Genomic DNA, 17,261 nt, shown 5'->3' with positions numbered 1-17,261 from the left:
TACACTGTTAAGCATCTTATCATCAGCCATGTTTCTGTATTATTGGGGAAAATCGGGATATGACTGGGGAACAGACAATGAAGATCCCAAATAAGTCAGTACATAGTAACTACAATAGAGGGAGATGCAGATGAAAAAGAATTTAGTAGGTACATTAATATCAGCAGTTGTAATTGGTCTTCTTGTCTGGATAGCCACAATGGTTTTACCCATTTCTTATATGGACTGGAGCTTTTTCATCGGGCTTGCACTATCAGTGGTGCTGTTTTTCTTCAACAGCAGCGGCGGTGTTTTATCCAAAGCGGCAACTCTTGATGCGAGTACTGCAGGTTGGAAGGTACAGCAAGATAACGAACTGAAGGCGAATGTAGGTTTCGTATTTTATGGAGCCGTGTTGTATACAATTGTTAGCTTCGTTGTGATGATCATTACTTATTATTAAACCTGTATTCGCATGCATTGTGGCTTCCGGAAAAATTTTAGAGCCGGTTTTCCCTCCGATACTGAGGTTTTTCTCACAACACAGAGGAGCAGCTCTTATCTTTCTTGTTTGCCAGGATATCTTATTATGGCAGCTAAGTTGACGAAAGAACCTTTAAGAAAAAGGAAACGACTTGCCAGCTGACAAGTCGTTTTTAATGTTTGAAATTCACTATCCTAAGAAAATATGTTTTTAATGCGTTCTTACTGCTCATCCCCCAAGTAACAGCACCAAGGAGAACAGCGATGCCCAGGATTAGCCAAACAATGGACTCGCCTGTTGAACCTGCATTTAAAAAACCCCGTAAGGAATCCGATCACCACGATCGCCAATAAAGTCATTTGAAACTTCACGAAATTCCTCTTAATTAGTCTATACCACATGTAAATTGCACCCAGAACTGTTATAGACAATTGAGCGAGAGTCCGGACAGAAGACAATGCACAAGTAATTAGGTTCAAATTTCTTTTCCTTTTTCTGAAGGGCAGGGATGGTTTCATTGTTTCTTATAGAAGGAGTTCACTCTTCATCCCAGATGGTAAATCATGCTAAAATATTTGTGGAGGGGATAGAGTATGAAGTGGAAAATTTGGCTGCTGAGTCTGTTCTTCTTTCTATCGGGATGCAGTTCGATCCCTGACTTGGAAGAATATAACGGAAAATCGTTAAGAATAGGTGTTATTGGCGATCCACCCGAAGTCAGGGAGGAGAATATTACCTTTTCAGAAATTGCATTCCATGAGATAGAGAATAAGACTGCCAAAGAGCATGACGCCATCTTTGTTACAAAAGAACACCTATATCAAGCTTCGGAAGGAAAATCCTCAGAGGTCTATTTAAATTCTGCTATTCCAGTCTTTTTTATAGAGTCTTCAAGTCATATCCCATTTACAGTTGATGAAAGTGAATTCGGACAGAATTGGGAGTGGTCACCAGGTAATAACTTTGCAGTGGGAATTTTCTCTTCTACTGAAAGTGATTCCTTGAACAGCTGGGGGTATGGTCTATATAATGATGAAAAAACGAATGAACATGTAAAAGGAGTTTTTTCTAGGATTTTCACTACCATCGAGGAACTAAAATGATGAAAAGGAGAGTAGAAGAATGATAGAAGAGCTGAAACGAATTGTAAAAGACACTACAGAAGAGGAAGCTAAGTCACTGCTGCTTCGAACTCTTTATGGCATACAAATGACCGATGAAATCGCAGAATATTCCGATTTGGATTTTTCAGCGGACCTTAAAAAACCTATCAGGATTTTCTGCAGTATAAAAGAAATCAAGCCGCTGCTGAACACATTGACTATAACGCATATCATATCCTTTTTGGCGACTCGCAGGCAGGGGGGATGAAGCTGGCTCTTAAAGAAATGGGCTTAATAGAAGAAGAGAAGGTGATCGCTTTTTCAGATCTTTTTTCCATTGGACCGCTAACAAGACTGGATGAAGAAGAGGGAATTCTTCAAAGGATAGAATGGTTTGAAAATCATATCATCGTGGATGAAAACTTTTCAGAGGATTATTCAAATGCATTCAATAGAACACTTTCAGAGCTTCAAGCAATTCCTCCTGATGTCCCCGTTACCATATGGGCAGGGGAAAACGCTCATGAACAGACCGGCTTGAGGTTTGTTATGAAACTGTTGAATGAAAAATCAAATAAGATTCTACTAATCAATTCAACCGAGCTTCATAGAGAGCTGTTCAATAGTTCAGAAATACAGTATCAGCTATTACACACTGGTGAAATATCTCCTGAACAATTCATTCTTATGCACCAAAAGAGCCAGCATGCTCAGCCTTTAACTCAAGAGGAAAGGTTATCTCTGGAGAAAGAATATGCCGAGCTATCAGCAGCGAAAGAAGTACTTCGTATATGGCAGGACGGCGGGATTAAGAGTGTTGAAGAAGGGTATTTTGACGATTACATCATCCAAACCGCCAGAAGGTTGTTTATCGAAAGGGACAGCGATGAATTTATGAAATCCGCCAGATTGATCGGTGAACTCATCGGCCATCTAGAGCAATATGTCGGCGACCAGTTTCTCGAGTACCGTGTCAGGCATTTAATTCTAAATGGTGTATTTGATATCAAAGGAGTCCCTAAAGCGATGAGGTATTATAGTATACGGTTCAAGAAATAACTCAGAGGAGGAGAAACATGGAATATAATATTTCGGCAAATAAAGAAAGAGCTGTTTCTTTCTTAAATTTGATCGTATCCAACCAGGTGGCCAAAGCATTTGAAGAACATGCCGGCACCGATTTTGTTCATCATAATCCCTTTTTTCAGGGAGATGCTGTTTCACTTAAGAAGGCAATGGAAGAGAATGGTTTCGAAAACCCTGACAAGGTAATTGAGGTAAAAAGAGCGATTCAAGAAGGCGATACCGTTGTGGTACATTCCCATATCAAGCAAACTCCAGAAGATCGCGGAGCCGCTGTCGTACATATCTTCCGCTTCCAAGAAGACAGGATTGTGGAGCTTTGGGATGCAGGACAGGCCATCCCAGAAGATTCCCCTAACGAGAATGGTGTATTTTAAAATTTTGTTTAGGAACTGATTGGTGCTAAATCTGCTGCTATTTTATGATAGCAGCAGTTTTTATTAGGATTATAAAGGTTTTTACTTCTATTGAAAAGAATACATATATGAAATATAAAGCAGGGAGATGAAAAACTAATGATAAAAAAGCTTGGGCAAGTAATGTTATATGTTAAAAATCAGGATGAATCTATTCAATTCTGGACTGAAAAAGCGGGGTTCATCATTCTTTCAGAAGAAAACAACGGTCATGGTATGAGGTGGATTGAAATAGCACCACATGAAGATTCGGAAACCAGTTTGATTCTGCATAATAAAGACATTATTGCAAAAATGTCCCCTGAACTTAACTTGTGCACTCCTTCGTTAATGTTCTTTACTGATGACTTGGAGAAGCTATATTTTAAACTATCCACTAACGGAGTTACAGTGGGAGAAATTGTAAATATGCCTTCAGGGAGGGTCTTTAACTTCGCAGATGATGAAGAGAATTACTTTGCTGTAATGGAAAGAAAGTAGCTGCAGGATCTAGGCAAGAAAAGGAGGTCAATAATTGAAGCTGGACATTGTAAAACAAAACCAAGAAAGCTGGGACAAAGTTGCACATCATTTTGATGGAAAAGATGCGCTGCCAAGTTATGGACCATTTGCACTGGTAGAAGAGGAACTGAAGCTTTTCGGTGAGGTGAAGGATCAAAAGGTTCTTGATATTGGCTGCGGCAGCGGACATTCTTTACTTTATATGGCTCGAAAAGGTGCAGGTGAATTATGGGGAGTGGACCTGTCGCAAACGCAGGTTAGTACAGCCGGAGAAACGCTGAAAAATAAAGAAGTAAACTTATTCTGCGCGCCAATGGAGGAAGATATTGACCTGCCGAAGTCCTATTTCGGTATCGTATATTCCATTTACGCAATCGGATGGACATCTGACTTACCAAAGACCTTCCGTTTGATACATTCTTACTTGAAGCCGGGAGGATCCTTTATTTTCAGCTGGGATCACCCTTTATATCCACACCTGGCAAGCGAAAATGGCGAACTCCGATTGAAGGGATCCTACCAGGAGGAAGGAACTGTCACCTATCCCAACTTCAAAGGAGAAGAAGCACCAGTTGTCATTCCCACCAGAAAGATGAGCACCTATATCAATGAATTGATTGCCGCAGGATTTGTTATTGAAAAGGTTCTCGAGAGTGATGTTTCTGAAAGCTTTGACTCGGTTCAGGAGGAAGTATCCGATCGGTATTATTCTTTGTATAAAGCAAGAAGATTTCCTTCAACTATGATTATTAAAGCAAGAAAGCCTCAGTGAGAGGTTGGGGAGTGTTTCAACTATGTAGCTTTGATAAGATAGTTCGATTTTGTATAAGAGAAACTTTACAGCACTAAGTTCTTTGTTGGAAGTTTTGATGCTGTATAGGGGCCCTTTTTACATCATGAAATTCTTATTAGGAAGTTTTAATGCTGTATAAGAGCTCTCTTTACAGCACCACATTCTTATTTGAAAGTTTTGATGCTGTATAGGGGCCATTTTTACAGCATGAAATTCCTAGTTGGAAGTTTTGATGCTGTATAAGAGCCCTTTTTACATCATGAAATTCCTAATTGGAAGTTTTGATGCTGTATAAGGGCCCTTTTTACATCATGAAATTCCTAATTGGAAGTTTTGATGCTGTATAGGGGCCTTTTTTACAGCATGAAATTCTTATGTGAAAGTTTTGATGCAGTATAAGGGCACTTTTTACATCATCAATCTACTAATATTAGAGTTTTGATGCTGTATTAAAGCAGTACGGCAATAAGAAAGGTTTGGTGGTCAACGCTGAACTGCGGTAAGGAGAGTTTTAACAATGGATAAAGAACAGCTCGAAAAACTAGAGAAGAAACTTAGAGGTATTAAGGTTGAAGCGTTTATCATCAACCAGGGAGAAAAACAGGTTTTCGAGTACATAAAAAACAATAAAGTGAAGGAAAAGCCATTCAAGGTGTATTCCATCACTAAAACGATCATTTCTCTGATGGTCGGTGTTCTCGTGGACAGGGCTATGATCTCTTCCATCCATACACCGATACTCGAATACTTCCCGGAGATTAAAAATGATGAGGATCCAGAAAAAAAGAGATTACGATTCATCATCTGCTAACAATGACTTCCGGTTTGAATGTTTTCGAGCTTGAAGGATCCAAAAATTGGGTAGACACCATTTTAAGGCAGCCTCTTTTACATGAGCCAGGGACCACTTTTCAGTATAGTTCAGGAGATTCTCATTTACTGAGCGCCATTGTTCAAAAAGTTTCCGGAATGCCAGTGGCATTCTTTGCTGAAGAAGTCCTTTTTAAACCGCTTGGAATCAATGAATACAGCTGGCTGACTGACCCGCAGGGCATTCATAATGGAGGATACGGCATCAGGTTGAAACCTGCCCACTTAATGACACTGGGAAATCTTTTATTAAATTCCGGCAGACACCATGCTAATCAAATTATTTCAGAGAATTGGATTTACCATATGACAACTCCATTCAAAGAAACAAAAACAGAAGACCAGGGGACTTATGGGTACGGATATCAGATCTGGACCTATAAAAGTTCCCATCATTATCAGCCACTTGATTTCTATTGTGCAAGCGGCATCTACGGCCAGAATATTTTTATCGTTCCCAAGCTTGAGTTGGTTGCGGTGGTGAAAAGCCAGCTGCAGCTTGAAGACCATGGTCTGCCGAGAATCTATTTCAAGGAGTTTTTACGCGGATTGGAAAACAAAATGCAGACTATATAAAGAGTAGAGGGACAGGTTTTTTTCCTGTCCCGTAAAATTATTTCTTCATTTGGGCTTTCAATTTATTGTTCTCTAATTCCGCAGCGTACTCTTCTTGAGATTTCCCTTGTTTCGCTGCCTCTGATTGGATCTTCCTAAACTTATTATCGTTTAAATCCGGCATCTTTTCACCTCCTCATGAACATGGATATTATGCACTCAGACTTTGCGATTATTCGCCATGAAAAAGACAAATTCAATGTGAAAATATGATAGTCAAAACGCATGGTACAGTGTAAAATTAATTTAAAATTCTGAAGCTGCAGACTATGCACGGCAATTAATATATCAATTGCCGCGACCAGTATCAAAAGAATTCTAATTATTATGACTTTTAAAGGATAAGAGGTAGATCCAAGTTGACAATTCAAACTTCAAACACAGTCCATAAGGAACAAAGTATATTCCATCACACAGGAAATAAAATCATTACAGAAGACAGAGAGATTAATATAATCGCCAAAATGGAAGAGCCGCTTATTGTCGTTCTGGGAAATGTGCTTAGTGATGAAGAATGTGAGACACTGATTCGTTTGTCAAAGGATAAAATGAAGCGGTCGAAAATCGGTAATACCCGGGATGAAAATGATATGAGAACAAGCAGCAGCACTTTTATTGAAGAAGGCGAAAGCGAAGTCGTGACAAGAGTTGAGAAGCGGATCTCTCAAGTCATGAATGTCCCATATGAACATGGAGAAGGACTGCAAATGCTGAACTACAAGGTTGGCCAGGAATATAAAGCACATTTTGATTTTTTTAAAAATGCAAGCAACCCTCGAATAAGCACGATGGTCATGTACTTGAATGATGTGGAAGAGGGAGGAGAAACGTACTTTCCAAAGCTGAATTTTTCGGTTTCGCCTCAAAAAGGAATGGCTGTTTACTTTGAATATTTTTATGACAACCAGGACACTAATGATCTAACTTTGCATGGCGGTGCACCTGTCGTAATCGGCGATAAATGGGCTGCGACTCAATGGATGAGAAGAAAGCAAGTGAAATAATGATAAACGACTTATACACCAGCAATCTGTTATCAGAACAGATTGCTGGTGTCTTTTTTATTTAATACAACGACATATGATAATAATTTATTGATATTCAATAAATAAACTGTTAATATAAAAGGGAAATATGACCTATGAGGTGAATGAAGATGAATCGAAACTCTACACTCTATCTGAAGATTGCTCTTTCTATTATGGGCTTAATTGTGCTCACTCTTTGTATTTTCTGGCTGCCTTGGCAAGCAGGAGTATTTGCTTTCATGTATCCTGAATTCTCCTATTTGAAATATCCATTGCTAATCGGTTTATATATGACAGCAGTGCCATTCTTTTTCGCTTTATATCAAGCTTGGAAGCTGCTGAATGCTATTGATCGAAACCAAGCTTTTTCCAAGACAGCGGTAAAAAGATTAATTTCTATTAAATATTGCGCAGCAGCCATTTTTCTACTTTACCTGATAGGAGAAATATTTATCATCAGCCAGAATGCAGGCAATCCTGGGATCGTTCTAATGGGCATGATAATTATGTTTTCTTCTATAGTGATTTCGATTTTCGCAGCTCTTCTGCAAAAACTACTGAAAAATGCCCTGATGCTAAAAGAAGAAAATGAATTAACAGTCTGAGGTGTACGTAATGGCAATTATTATTAATATTGACGTCATGTTAGCAAAAAGAAAGATGAGTGTAACTGAACTTTCAGAAAAGGTTGGAATCACAATGGCAAACCTCTCTATCTTAAAAAATGGAAAGGCGAAAGCCATCCGTTTTTCTACCTTAGAAGGAATCTGCAAAGCACTGGATTGTCAGCCAGGGGATATCTTAGAATACCAAAATGAAGAAGAGGAAGGTATAAATTTATGAAAAAGGGTTTTCTGTCAGCATCGATATTAGTATCCCTGCTAATTTTATGTTCCTGTCAAAATACAACTGACAGCAGAACGGGGTACGCTGAAACGGAGCAAGGTGTCATCATACACATTAAAAATAGGCTTGATTTTGAAATAGACAATTTGCAGCTTGAGATTTCCCAGGATGGAAAAGTGATTTCATCTATTGGTACAGCTCATGCTGATGGATCTTCATTTGAAAAAGAGGAAGACCTGAAGTTCGAGCTTCGAGAAGAAGAACTGCCTTTAGATGGAATAGCGGAAATTAAAGCAATAGTCACGGACGCGGACAAAAATGCCAGTGTTAAGATAAATAACAGCGTTACTATTGAACTCGCAGAGGGCAAGCAGTATTTTTACGATCTTAAAGGAGATTCAGCTGAGAATGCTTCGTTAGAATAGGCTATTATTTATATATAACTCTTCGAAAAGAAGCAAATAATTTACCTTTATTCTCTATCTAACTCTGAAAGCTTCCATGTCAACTAAGGAATTTCTATCAATATTGGAGTGTTTAAATGAACTACTTCGTAAAACTCAATGTTATCAGCATGATCTATGCTGTAACCCTGCTCATTCCAATTCAATTGTTGTTGAACGTCTACAGAATTACACGGATAACAGAGTGGGGCATCCAAAGGGTTATCACAGTAAGCGGCATAACTTCTTTACTATCCTTTATTATTTGTAGTTTGCTTTTATTCCTTTGGACAAGGAAATGGCTGATTGGGCGTAAAGCCTGCTATTGGACCATCATCATGTGGGTCCCCTATTATTTTATGTTCACCTTCCTAATTGCTTCGACCATCCCGATCACACACAGAGGAGATGTTCCAAATCCTGCTTCCGGCTTTCTTATAGCAGGAGCTTTCCTTATTTATCCTCTGTATGTGCTGGCCATAAATTTTTTTGCCAGACTAAAAGAATAAAGGAGCGGGTGAGAGGAGCAAATCGGAGGTACTGGCTGCTTTTATTATAATTAAACTTGTAGTAAAGGAACCTCATTCTGACAGTGGATGAGGTTCGTTTTACTAAAATTAATTAATAGTATGCTAATCTTTGAAAACGCTAAGCCTTCGAACCAAATCTCTTAATAAAAATTGTATGATCCCGCACTTCACTCTTTTGAAATGCTTCCACAATCCCGATTTCTTCAATATTTCTTTTGGAAATCTTCTTATACTTTAAACACAGATGAAATTCTTTCTCAAAAGGAAATGGCTCGATGGTTACTTCATTGCGATTTAACCACCGAGGCATGAGAGGCTGATTTCTGGGATGAAGTGATTCCGTATTCTTGAATCCCTTTTGGAACCAGGGATGTTCTGCTTCTTTACTCACTCCAGGATCGTTCAAACAAAGATAGAGGGAGAGGTTATCTGAAAACTGAAGCAAATGAAAATGCTGCGGCAATAATTCTTCATTTACTTCAGTGATCATTCTTTTTATCCTGTCCTGCCGTTTCCTTTCCTTCTGCACAAAAGCAAGACAATTCCTATCAGTTGAACGGGCAAAGAAAGAACAGAAGTGCATGCTGCACAGAAGACCGGCATAAGCGCTGGATTTTTCTATCTCATCAAGACCTATTCTGTAGAAGGCCAATTTAGGTAACAGCGGATAGTCAGAAAAGTCATAGGGCTCCCCGGAACGGTCATTCCAGATGGGAGTGTCATCCAAGCCGATCCAGCCGCGGTCATGTTCATAAGCGGCCTCCTGGACATCGGCAAAAGCTTCCTGGGACAAAAGTGAATTTCTATCAAAATGCTTCACAATTTCTCCGGATAAAAAGGCGTGGTCATGCTGCAGGGTCATGTAGAACGATTGAGAGGTTTCGCGGACAATCATATATGAATTGCCTCCTTTTTTCCATTATTTTAACATGTAATTGGGATAGTACGTCTAATGACGATTCCCGGTTTGCAGGCTTTTCAATCAAAGGGTAAGGTAATAGTAGAATAATAAAAATGAAAATTCAGGAGTGTAGATTATGAAGGAATTTCTGGCAGCATTTCTGACAATTTTTCTGGTCGGGATTCTCTCTGAAAAAATCACTGATCTTATCGGGTTTCAATACAGGGTTTTTTCTGATGAATTCAACCTGTGGCTGCTTCTAGCCGATCTCGGTATCTTCGTTGCCCTGTTTATCCCGATATTTGCTTTATTCAAGAGGCTGATTGTAAGATGAATAGAAAAGGTGTTATGGATATCGTAGAATAAACAACCCTCTCATTAAAATCAGAGGGTTGTTTATTCAATCTTCTTTCTTTCCTTCTGAATTTCCAATTGCATGATCTCCAACTCAATTTTTCTCTCTTCTAATTCTAATTCTTTCTTTTTTACATCATTCTCTATTTTATGTATATATCCGTAATAAATTAGTGAAAGAGCAGTGATCAATATGACGAAAAACATAAAATCCATCTTTTCCACCTCCTAATAAATGTACGAATGAAATCTATAAAAGTTTCAAATTTCCAAGGTACATTGTTCACTATTTTGCGAATATTAAAATTGAAATTCACAAAAATAAATAAAGTTGAATATTCAAAAATATTATGAAATAATTACCATATAAAATACAGGAAGGAGTACTCTATGATAAAAATCATTTACCTCAATCCATTTGATCATTAGAGTACTGTTTTTCTGTGGAAGCCTCCCTAATTAATAGCGAAAATTCACTATTAATTATTAGAGGAGGTTCATACAATGAACAGACAATTAGTGATTTTATTAATAGGAAGAATTTTAACAAACTTCGCCGACAGTTTTTATATGATTGCTGCCATTTGGTATGTGAAAACCGTAACTGAATCACCTTTCCTGATAGGAGTGACCAGTGCAGTCGCTATTCTGCCGGTGACGATTCAATTCATATACGGACCGCTGATCGATCGATTTTCAAAAAGAAAAATTTTGGTTACTGCCATGATGGGACAGGCGCTGTTCGTCAGCTTGATCTCTATTTTGTACTTCAGCCATCTATTATGGATACCTCTGTTATTCGTTTTGCTTTTTATGGCTCTGTCTTTTTCTGAGCTGACTTATCCCACTGAAAGTGCGCTGATTGAACGATTGGCCGAAAAGGGCAAATTGACAAAGGTGAATTCCATATTTTTGTTTTCCTATCAAACTCTCGATATTCTTTGTGATGCAGTATCAGGTCTGCTTATTGCTTTCGTAGGACTGGGTATCATTTTTGTATCCAATTCTCTGATCCTGATTTTCACAGCACTGTTATTTTTGCTCTTTTTAAAGATACCCAGATCTAAAAAAGAGACAGACAAATCGACCTTGGGGTTCATTAAACAATACAAGGAAGATTTCAGAGAAGGCTTGATTGTCGTTAAACAGAAAAGAAGGCTGCTTCATTTATTATTCGGTATTATTGGAATGAACGTGATGGCGACTATGGGGTTGGCGATGCTTCCTGTAATATCGGAAACACCTGCTCAATATGGATTCTGGTTGACCGCCATGTCGGTCGGCACTCTATCGGGAACCATACTGTCGAGCAGAGTGGAGCATTTCCCGCTTAACCGGATTCTGCCGATTGCTTCGATCTGGTCAGGTGTATTCTGGCTGACGGCTTTTACCTTGACAGAAATACCAATCCTCCCTTATCTGTTATTCGGCACTTCCTGGGTGGGAATAGGAATCCTGAGCATCTATGTTCAGACAATGATCCAAGTGAATCTCCCGCGTGATCACATAGGAATCGGATTTGCATTCATCAGTTCCCTGCTCGGTTCGTTAAGCCCATTAGGATACCTGCTTGGAGGAATGATGGGGGAAATCACTTCCGGAATGCTTCTACTTAGCCTTTCAGGTCTTGGTTATCTCCTGTTCGCCATCTACTTCTTGATGAATCCATTATTAAAAAAGCTTAATGATCCGTTAAGTGTCAGTTTTGAAATAACCAGTTAAGACAAGGGCTTCCCTTAAGGGGGAGCCTTTTAAATCTACTCTTTTATAAAGGGAGATAATTATAATGAGGTACCTGTCTTATATTATCTGGATTCTGTGCTGTGTTTTCTTAATTACAGCTTGTTCCAGTGAAAACCAGGATAAAGTAAACAATAGTTTCTCTCAAGATAAAGTACTCCAGGGGACTATTATTGAGTTTTCCGAAAAGGGATTTACCTTAAAGCTGACTGGTGAATCCAAGAAAGTTGCCAAAACAATCAGAGTAGGATTGGGGGGCGAATGTTCATTGAATGGGCTTCAAGAGGGACAGCAGATCAAAGTTTGGTATGACTACATAAGAGAATCTAATCCTCCTCAGACCAGAGCTTTAAAGGTAGAGGGGGAAGCGGGAAATTAAGAACGAAGTCAGAGTGGACTATTAACATCTCTTGACGAACATCTTAGGTATTGTACTTTTGATACCTGACCAAATTGGAGGAATTTTGATGAAGCTGCTTATTCGAGTAGTCGTTCTCATTTTTATTTTTATAGCAGCCATCAATTATTTAGACTATAACAGAATAATTGAAAAAGAGACTGAAGGAAGTATTGTTACAGAGAAAAAGATCGCTGTCGATGATGAATACCACTCCATATGGATTAAAGACGAGGACACAGGCAGTAAAATTCAATTACAAGTAAAAGAGAAAGAAATATGGGACCTAATTATGACAGGGGAGAAGTATGATGTTGTTTATCGATGGTATGGTAACGAAAAACCCTATCTGAAATCCATTTCTTATTCCAAAAAATAAACCATGTAATACCTTCATTTCTACCTTGAGCACACTACTAGGATGCTCGCTTGGGAAATCGGGAGATATTTTCAGGGTTTTCTATCTGAGAAGAGTCTGCAAGAAATTGTCTTTTTTAAAGTCTCCGAGATTAGAAGAGCCGCATACACCCTAAAGAATTAGAAAGAGGTGAAAGAATGATTAGATTTGAAGGAACTCCGTTGTTAGAAACAAACCGTCTTATCTTAAGGAAGCTGGAACTGACGGATGCTGAAATAATGTTTGACCGCTGGCTTTCAGATGAAAGAGTAAGCGACAATCGTGTAAGCCCTGCACATAAATCAGTGACAGAAACCATAGAGAAGCTGAAGACGATCTGCGGGCAGTATTCAAATGAAGACTTTTGTTATTGGGGAATGGAACTTAAAGAGAGCGGAGAACTCATAGGTGAAATCGACTTATATGATTTTGATGAGCAAACTATTAATTGCGATGTCAGTTATTCGGTAGGACCTGATTGGTGGAATAATGGCTATGCCTCTGAAGCATTAAGAGAAGTTGTGCGATTTGCTTTTAACACTATGAATGTACACAAGATATCTGCGGCTCACAACACGGATAACCCCTCCTCGGGAAAAGTCATGCTGAAGGCAGGTATGAAGCAGGAAGGAATCGTAAGGGATATGATCCGGAATGCTAAAAATCAATATAAGGACTGTGCTATTTATGGGATACTTCGAAAAGACTATATAAATAAACATACACCAGATAGTGCGGAAAAATTGCTGTAGTGTCCAAAAAGAAGAGTTTACATGTACGTATTTAAAAATGACATTAGTGAAATTTTTTGATTGTATAGAGATTTCTGCTGCTAAGTGTATCGATTTTTTAATAGACAAAAAGATTGGTTCTAAACAGAAATAAAAAAAGCGGGAGGGCATGGTGCATCAGGGAAAACCACATTTGCGAACAGTCTTATGAACTCCCTTGAAAAGGAAGACTTTAATTATATTGATACAGACCCCTATATTATCGGTTCACATCTTAGGAAATACACCGAAATCCAATATGACTACATGGGAGAGAACCACCAGGGCAAAATGACAGCGTGTCACCCTGCCGCCCACAATATTTATCCTTTAGAAAGAGATATCACTATGCTTAAAGGTGGTCTTGATCTTTACACTATACGCACACCCTACACAGAAAGCAGATTACTAGCAGCAAAGAAAAAAATTCTAATAGTAGAAGGCATGACCGTCGCTTTTACAAATCCCGAGTTATATGACCTTAAAATCTATTTGTATACTGACGGAGAAACCGAGCTGACAAGAAGAAGTGTCCGGGATGTCTCTAAAAGAGGAACTCATATAGATTACCTCAGGAAATCTAACGAGGAGCGCAGAATTCAATATGAGGTGTATATGCATCCTGCGCACGAAAACTTTGATATTGTAATCAAGAATTCAAATGAGACTTATGAAATTGAGAAGTCTCTTTTCTAAATGTAATTTAGAGACCTAAATCCTGAACCGGACGGCCATTTATTCTAGGAGCATCAATAGATAATTTTTTGCAGCTGCCCGGTAAGACACCGAAAGCAAGGTAAAGGATCTCATACCGGTTTCAGTCCAATTAAATGTCCCCATGCCAGTGTTAATGGTCCGTAAGTTGGGCTTACGGACCAATGAACTGATCTAACTGCAGAGATAACGGCCCGCAAGTTGGATTTACGGGCCAATGAGATGACCTATGTACAGAGATAACGGCCCGCAAGTTTAATCTACGGGCCAATTAACTGACCTAACCGCAGAGATAACGGCCCGCAAGTTGGACTTACGGACCAATGAACTAATCTAACTATAGAGATAATGGTCTGCAAGTTGAACTTACAGACCAATAAATTCACCTAAATACAGAGATAACGGCCCGCAAATTGGATTTACGGGCCAATAAACTGACCTAACTGCAGAGATAACGGCCTGCAAGTTGGATTTACAGACCAATAAACTGACCCAAATACAGAGATAACGGCCCGCAAGTTGAACTTACGGGCCAAGGAACTGACCTAAACCCTAAAATATCGGCCCGCAAAGTATAAAGCAGGTATTACCTTCAATACCATAACCTATATAGGTTCAGACTCAGGAGTGAAGACATGAAAATCCTTAAAGAAAACAAACTGCTGATTGGATTTTTGTTATCTATTATGATTAATATCATCTTGTTTCTTCAGCTTGAAGATAAGAAAGAAGTTAGAGAAGCTCAGTTTGATAAAGTGCAAGACGGGGTTGAATACGCTATTCAGTTTGGTGAGATTCTTACGGTGAAGCATGGGGAGGTTTCGCAAGCAGAAAGAGCAGAATATTTAACAGCCATGTCATGGAGCTTGGAATTGTCCGCTCATACACTCGAAACAATTGAACCGGATGATGATTTCTATAAAAAGCTTGCAGATCTGCTATCTCTTTATGGTTCCATTCCATCTTCTGAAAACTTAAATTCACAAAAACTCAAGGACATGCCACATGAAGAATTTTTAGAAGAGCTGAATGTTTGGATAACTGATTTGGAATATATTCACGACCGAATGTATGATGCCCAGCTGGCAGAGATGAACGGGCGGGAGTTAACTGCGTTCCGGGAAATGTTGCTCGCCAATTTGAAAACAAAAGTTGAAGCCGTGGCTGAATATAAAAATTCCTTCAATATAAACAAAAACACGAGCCGGCAAATGCCGCTTCGTGTTTTTTTATTATGTGAAACGGCCTTAATGGAATACACTTTCATATCCATGCTCCTGTACCCAATATGTAAGACTTCCATCAGAATTATATACATATTTTAAATTGGATTTTTGCAGTCCTTCAATCATTTTCGGGGTTAATTGACTAAGCTTCAGGTTGCTTTCCGTAATATAGGCAGTAAGGATTTCATGCCGGTAATTGTTTGTTTGGGCAGCAGCCACTAGATATTCTGCAGCTGCCTTTTTCAAACTCAAAATTTCTAGAGAGATGTCATGCATCTCCTTGAATTCACTGGGAGGCTTTATATCCCTCAAAGCGGTATAACTGCTTTGGATTGAGACATTAGCTTCTTGAATACTGGGCATAAGAGAGGCCATGTCTGGGGAGTTTTGTTCATTCAATTGAGTCATCAGCTGGCTGAGTCCCATAGAAGCAGAACCAAAGTATTGTTCCTGCTGTTGTAGATAGTTTTTAATTTTTTGATCATGAGCTATCTGGAATTCGTAATAGATGCGGGTGGGCAAACCGCTTGCGAATAAAGCGATGATAACAAATAAAAAAATACCCCAGGACCACTTTTGTTTCTTTCCTTTGAAGGAAGTATACTTCGTGTCATACCAAGTATGTCCTTCCCGATTAAGGCTTTTCATTTCTCTTCTGAAATTTTTTTGAGCAGGCGTAGGCATATCGACCCTCCTTTTCTGAAATTACCACTAATATTCTACCAAATTAATACAATAATTTACATAATTTATTTTGACGACAGTTTTCTGATAAGTTTGAATTCTTGTTCTGACTATGCCATAATTTAGCTAAAAGTACTGGGGGAGAAGGAATTGAAGGCAGCAGCAGAAAACGGGAAAGCTTTTAATAGTGACCGCCATCTTTCCATTAATGAGTGGGAGGAAGAGGCAAAATCAGCGATGGAAAAGAAAGCCTATGATTACATAGCCAGAGGATCAGGGGAAGAATCCACTTTAAGGGCAAACCGGAGAGCGTTTTCCAAATATCAAATTTCCCATAGAGTCCTGCGTGATGTTTCTCGTATTGACACATCCATTAACCTGTTTGGAAAAAGAATTTCTTCTCCTGTTATGCTTGCACCGATTGGTGTGCAGACCATTGCACATCCAGAAGGCGAGCTGGCTGCAGCACGGGCGGCAGCTTCAATGAATATCCCTTTTGTAGTCAGCACGGTATCTTCCTTTTCAATGGAGGAGATTGGCAGTCAAATGGGGAACTCCTTGAGATGGTTCCAGCTGTATTACTCAGGCAATGAACCAGTTGCTGAAAGTATGATTAAACGAGCAGAAGCTTCAGGGTACACAGCCATTGTCCTTACGGTTGATACTCCCATTATGGGATTCAGGGAAAGTGACCATATCAATAAATATTCCCCGGTAGGCGAGGGAGCTGGTAGCGGCAACTATTTCTCCGATCCAGTCTTTTGCAGTTTGCTCGAAAAACCAATAGCAGAAGACAAGGCGGCAGCATTAAAAAAGCAGTATGAGTTATTTGAAAATCCTGCTATAACGTGGGAAGCAATTCAAAAAATCAGACAATATACCAACCTGCCTGTCCTCCTTAAAGGAGTTGTTCATCCTGAAGATGCTAAATTGGCTTTGAAATATGAGGTTGATGGACTGATAGTATCAAATCATGGGGGAAGGCAGCTTGATCATGGTGTAGCGACTTTGGATGTACTTGAAGAAATTTGCGGAGTTGTCCATAATAAAATTCCGGTTCTGCTGGACAGCGGCATACGCAGAGGAAGTGATATTTTCAAAGCGCTGGCACTCGGAGCATCTGCGGTCCTGCTGGGCAGGCCTTATATCTATGGACTTGCCAGAGAAGGAGAGGAGGGTGTCAAAATGGTAGTACAGCAAATCACCAGAGAGTTTGAAACCACAATGGCGCTTGCGGGCACAGCGAATATTGACGAAATTAATAAAACTTATTTGGTTAAAAATACAGAGGTTTAAAAATAACTTTTTTCGAATGCTTGTGTTTGCGGAAGGAATCTATATTTGGGATTTCTTCTTTTTTATGCAGTTTCCGAAATGGATGTTAAAC

Annotated in this window: 25 protein-coding genes and 1 pseudogene; 22 read left to right on the top strand and 4 right to left on the bottom strand. The window is 39.2% G+C overall.

All coding sequences use genetic code 11. The features are described from left to right. Window positions 1-130 precede the first annotated feature (130 nt). The 9 genes from B9Z54_RS08030 (at window position 131) to B9Z54_RS07990 (ending at window position 5,805) form a co-directional block, all read left to right on the top strand. Complete coding sequence (locus B9Z54_RS08030; protein ID WP_240189843.1) at window positions 131-442, top strand: hypothetical protein; 312 nt, start codon at window positions 131-133, stop codon at window positions 440-442. Window positions 443-1,056: 614 nt separating this feature from the next. Beyond that, window positions 1,057-1,566 (top strand): hypothetical protein, encoded by a 510-nt coding sequence (locus B9Z54_RS08025; RefSeq protein WP_113927900.1) that lies wholly within the window; start codon window positions 1,057-1,059, stop codon window positions 1,564-1,566. A 19-nt stretch (window positions 1,567-1,585) separates the two neighbouring features. Next, complete coding sequence (locus B9Z54_RS08020; RefSeq protein ID WP_113927899.1) at window positions 1,586-1,834, top strand: hypothetical protein; 249 nt, start codon at window positions 1,586-1,588, stop codon at window positions 1,832-1,834. After that, the gene (locus B9Z54_RS08015; RefSeq protein WP_113927898.1) at window positions 1,831-2,625 is read left to right on the top strand and encodes a DUF1835 domain-containing protein; all 795 of its coding nucleotides are present in this window, start codon (window positions 1,831-1,833) and stop codon (window positions 2,623-2,625) included. The genes B9Z54_RS08020 and B9Z54_RS08015 overlap by 4 nt, the downstream gene beginning before the upstream one ends. A gap of 17 nt (window positions 2,626-2,642) precedes the next feature. Further along, the gene (locus tag B9Z54_RS08010) at window positions 2,643-3,026 is read left to right on the top strand and encodes a nuclear transport factor 2 family protein (RefSeq protein WP_113927897.1); all 384 of its coding nucleotides are present in this window, start codon (window positions 2,643-2,645) and stop codon (window positions 3,024-3,026) included. 138 nt (window positions 3,027-3,164) lie between these two features. Next, window positions 3,165-3,545 carry a VOC family protein gene (locus tag B9Z54_RS08005; protein ID WP_113927896.1) on the top strand — a complete coding sequence of 127 codons (381 nt, stop codon included), beginning with the start codon at window positions 3,165-3,167 and terminating at the stop codon, window positions 3,543-3,545. Window positions 3,546-3,579: 34 nt separating this feature from the next. After that, window positions 3,580-4,338 (top strand): class I SAM-dependent DNA methyltransferase, encoded by a 759-nt coding sequence (locus B9Z54_RS08000; protein ID WP_113927895.1) that lies wholly within the window; start codon window positions 3,580-3,582, stop codon window positions 4,336-4,338. 538 nt (window positions 4,339-4,876) lie between these two features. Further along, window positions 4,877-5,170, top strand: a complete 294-nt coding sequence (locus tag B9Z54_RS07995; protein WP_113927894.1) for a hypothetical protein — start codon at window positions 4,877-4,879, stop codon at window positions 5,168-5,170. A 2-nt stretch (window positions 5,171-5,172) separates the two neighbouring features. After that, entirely contained in the window at window positions 5,173-5,805 is a 633-nt protein-coding gene (locus tag B9Z54_RS07990) for a serine hydrolase domain-containing protein (RefSeq protein WP_113927893.1), read from the top strand. Window positions 5,806-5,842: 37 nt separating this feature from the next. Here the strand turns inward: B9Z54_RS07990 and B9Z54_RS26140 are convergent, their stop codons facing one another. Next, window positions 5,843-5,968: a hypothetical protein gene (locus B9Z54_RS26140; RefSeq protein ID WP_275887796.1), complete on the bottom strand. Its 126-nt coding sequence runs from the start codon at window positions 5,966-5,968 to the stop codon at window positions 5,843-5,845. Between the two features lie 235 nt (window positions 5,969-6,203). Here B9Z54_RS26140 and B9Z54_RS07985 point away from each other — a divergent pair, with 235 nt between their 5' ends. From B9Z54_RS07985 to B9Z54_RS07965, 5 genes are all read left to right on the top strand, one after another. Beyond that, a complete protein-coding gene (locus B9Z54_RS07985) occupies window positions 6,204-6,848 on the top strand; it encodes a 2OG-Fe(II) oxygenase (RefSeq protein ID WP_113927892.1) in 645 nt (214 codons plus the stop codon). Between the two features lie 152 nt (window positions 6,849-7,000). Continuing rightward, window positions 7,001-7,477 carry a DUF2975 domain-containing protein gene (locus B9Z54_RS07980; RefSeq protein ID WP_113927891.1) on the top strand — a complete coding sequence of 159 codons (477 nt, stop codon included), beginning with the start codon at window positions 7,001-7,003 and terminating at the stop codon, window positions 7,475-7,477. 10 nt (window positions 7,478-7,487) lie between these two features. Then, on the top strand, window positions 7,488-7,715 hold the full coding sequence (locus B9Z54_RS07975; protein WP_113927890.1) for a helix-turn-helix domain-containing protein: 228 nt from the start codon (window positions 7,488-7,490) through the stop codon (window positions 7,713-7,715). Beyond that, the gene (locus tag B9Z54_RS07970; protein ID WP_113927889.1) at window positions 7,712-8,143 is read left to right on the top strand and encodes a hypothetical protein; all 432 of its coding nucleotides are present in this window, start codon (window positions 7,712-7,714) and stop codon (window positions 8,141-8,143) included. The genes B9Z54_RS07975 and B9Z54_RS07970 overlap by 4 nt, the downstream gene beginning before the upstream one ends. Window positions 8,144-8,259: 116 nt before the next feature. Next, on the top strand, window positions 8,260-8,670 hold the full coding sequence (locus B9Z54_RS07965) for a hypothetical protein (RefSeq protein ID WP_113927888.1): 411 nt from the start codon (window positions 8,260-8,262) through the stop codon (window positions 8,668-8,670). 139 nt (window positions 8,671-8,809) lie between these two features. Here B9Z54_RS07965 and B9Z54_RS07960 read toward each other — a convergent pair whose 3' ends face one another. Further along, entirely contained in the window at window positions 8,810-9,586 is a 777-nt protein-coding gene (locus B9Z54_RS07960; RefSeq protein WP_113927887.1) for a DUF3891 family protein, read from the bottom strand. A 142-nt stretch (window positions 9,587-9,728) separates the two neighbouring features. Between B9Z54_RS07960 and B9Z54_RS07955 the strand changes: the two genes are divergently transcribed. Then, window positions 9,729-9,926: a hypothetical protein gene (locus B9Z54_RS07955; protein WP_113927886.1), complete on the top strand. Its 198-nt coding sequence runs from the start codon at window positions 9,729-9,731 to the stop codon at window positions 9,924-9,926. Window positions 9,927-9,988: 62 nt separating this feature from the next. Here B9Z54_RS07955 and B9Z54_RS24745 read toward each other — a convergent pair whose 3' ends face one another. Next, entirely contained in the window at window positions 9,989-10,162 is a 174-nt protein-coding gene (locus B9Z54_RS24745) for a hypothetical protein (RefSeq protein WP_162785132.1), read from the bottom strand. A 288-nt stretch (window positions 10,163-10,450) separates the two neighbouring features. Between B9Z54_RS24745 and B9Z54_RS07950 the strand changes: the two genes are divergently transcribed. From B9Z54_RS07950 to B9Z54_RS07925, 6 genes and pseudogenes are all read left to right on the top strand, one after another. After that, window positions 10,451-11,668 (top strand): MFS transporter, encoded by a 1,218-nt coding sequence (locus B9Z54_RS07950; protein WP_113927885.1) that lies wholly within the window; start codon window positions 10,451-10,453, stop codon window positions 11,666-11,668. Window positions 11,669-11,732: 64 nt separating this feature from the next. After that, the gene (locus B9Z54_RS07945; protein ID WP_113927884.1) at window positions 11,733-12,065 is read left to right on the top strand and encodes a DUF3221 domain-containing protein; all 333 of its coding nucleotides are present in this window, start codon (window positions 11,733-11,735) and stop codon (window positions 12,063-12,065) included. Window positions 12,066-12,153: 88 nt separating this feature from the next. After that, window positions 12,154-12,462, top strand: coding sequence for a hypothetical protein (locus B9Z54_RS07940; protein ID WP_113927883.1), 309 nt, complete (start codon window positions 12,154-12,156; stop codon window positions 12,460-12,462). Between the two features lie 176 nt (window positions 12,463-12,638). Then, window positions 12,639-13,232, top strand: a complete 594-nt coding sequence (locus B9Z54_RS07935; protein WP_113927882.1) for a GNAT family N-acetyltransferase — start codon at window positions 12,639-12,641, stop codon at window positions 13,230-13,232. Between the two features lie 144 nt (window positions 13,233-13,376). Further along, window positions 13,377-13,946 (top strand): annotated as a pseudogene (locus B9Z54_RS07930) (uridine kinase family protein); the annotation flags it as partial. 653 nt (window positions 13,947-14,599) lie between these two features. Continuing rightward, window positions 14,600-15,289 (top strand): hypothetical protein, encoded by a 690-nt coding sequence (locus B9Z54_RS07925; RefSeq protein ID WP_113927880.1) that lies wholly within the window; start codon window positions 14,600-14,602, stop codon window positions 15,287-15,289. Here B9Z54_RS07925 and B9Z54_RS07920 read toward each other — a convergent pair. Continuing rightward, window positions 15,212-15,874, bottom strand: a complete 663-nt coding sequence (locus B9Z54_RS07920) for a hypothetical protein (RefSeq protein ID WP_113927879.1) — start codon at window positions 15,872-15,874, stop codon at window positions 15,212-15,214. The two genes, B9Z54_RS07925 and B9Z54_RS07920, sit on opposite strands and share 78 nt — an antisense overlap. 150 nt (window positions 15,875-16,024) lie before the next feature. Between B9Z54_RS07920 and B9Z54_RS07915 the strand changes: the two genes are divergently transcribed. Then, complete coding sequence (locus B9Z54_RS07915) at window positions 16,025-17,170, top strand: alpha-hydroxy acid oxidase (protein ID WP_240189842.1); 1,146 nt, start codon at window positions 16,025-16,027, stop codon at window positions 17,168-17,170. The last annotated feature ends 91 nt before the right edge of the window (window positions 17,171-17,261 follow it).

Origin of the sequence: Bacillus sp. P14.5, from assembly GCF_003316765.1 — a bacterium.
GTDB lineage: Bacteria > Bacillota > Bacilli > Bacillales > Bacillaceae_B > Rossellomorea.
Note: the sequence above shows the minus strand (reverse complement) of the source record. Positions and strands in the feature narration are given on the sequence as shown.

Coding starts and splice junctions, on each gene's coding strand:
- B9Z54_RS08030 (WP_240189843.1), top strand. CDS start 131: ATGAAAAAGAATTTAGTAGGTACATTAATATCAGCAGTTGTAATTGGT.
- B9Z54_RS08010 (WP_113927897.1), top strand. CDS start 2,643: ATGGAATATAATATTTCGGCAAATAAAGAAAGAGCTGTTTCTTTCTTA.
- B9Z54_RS07970 (WP_113927889.1), top strand. CDS start 7,712: ATGAAAAAGGGTTTTCTGTCAGCATCGATATTAGTATCCCTGCTAATT.
- B9Z54_RS07960 (WP_113927887.1), bottom strand. CDS start 9,586: ATGATTGTCCGCGAAACCTCTCAATCGTTCTACATGACCCTGCAGCAT.
- B9Z54_RS07995 (WP_113927894.1), top strand. CDS start 4,877: ATGGATAAAGAACAGCTCGAAAAACTAGAGAAGAAACTTAGAGGTATT.
- B9Z54_RS24745 (WP_162785132.1), bottom strand. CDS start 10,162: ATGGATTTTATGTTTTTCGTCATATTGATCACTGCTCTTTCACTAATT.
- B9Z54_RS07950 (WP_113927885.1), top strand. CDS start 10,451: ATGAACAGACAATTAGTGATTTTATTAATAGGAAGAATTTTAACAAAC.
- B9Z54_RS26140 (WP_275887796.1), bottom strand. CDS start 5,968: ATGCCGGATTTAAACGATAATAAGTTTAGGAAGATCCAATCAGAGGCA.
- B9Z54_RS08005 (WP_113927896.1), top strand. CDS start 3,165: ATGATAAAAAAGCTTGGGCAAGTAATGTTATATGTTAAAAATCAGGAT.
- B9Z54_RS08015 (WP_113927898.1), top strand. CDS start 1,831: ATGAAGCTGGCTCTTAAAGAAATGGGCTTAATAGAAGAAGAGAAGGTG.
- B9Z54_RS07990 (WP_113927893.1), top strand. CDS start 5,173: ATGACTTCCGGTTTGAATGTTTTCGAGCTTGAAGGATCCAAAAATTGG.
- B9Z54_RS08025 (WP_113927900.1), top strand. CDS start 1,057: ATGAAGTGGAAAATTTGGCTGCTGAGTCTGTTCTTCTTTCTATCGGGA.
- B9Z54_RS08020 (WP_113927899.1), top strand. CDS start 1,586: ATGATAGAAGAGCTGAAACGAATTGTAAAAGACACTACAGAAGAGGAA.
- B9Z54_RS07935 (WP_113927882.1), top strand. CDS start 12,639: ATGATTAGATTTGAAGGAACTCCGTTGTTAGAAACAAACCGTCTTATC.
- B9Z54_RS07945 (WP_113927884.1), top strand. CDS start 11,733: ATGAGGTACCTGTCTTATATTATCTGGATTCTGTGCTGTGTTTTCTTA.
- B9Z54_RS07955 (WP_113927886.1), top strand. CDS start 9,729: ATGAAGGAATTTCTGGCAGCATTTCTGACAATTTTTCTGGTCGGGATT.
- B9Z54_RS07975 (WP_113927890.1), top strand. CDS start 7,488: ATGGCAATTATTATTAATATTGACGTCATGTTAGCAAAAAGAAAGATG.
- B9Z54_RS07965 (WP_113927888.1), top strand. CDS start 8,260: ATGAACTACTTCGTAAAACTCAATGTTATCAGCATGATCTATGCTGTA.
- B9Z54_RS07925 (WP_113927880.1), top strand. CDS start 14,600: ATGAAAATCCTTAAAGAAAACAAACTGCTGATTGGATTTTTGTTATCT.
- B9Z54_RS07920 (WP_113927879.1), bottom strand. CDS start 15,874: ATGCCTACGCCTGCTCAAAAAAATTTCAGAAGAGAAATGAAAAGCCTT.
- B9Z54_RS07980 (WP_113927891.1), top strand. CDS start 7,001: ATGAATCGAAACTCTACACTCTATCTGAAGATTGCTCTTTCTATTATG.
- B9Z54_RS07940 (WP_113927883.1), top strand. CDS start 12,154: ATGAAGCTGCTTATTCGAGTAGTCGTTCTCATTTTTATTTTTATAGCA.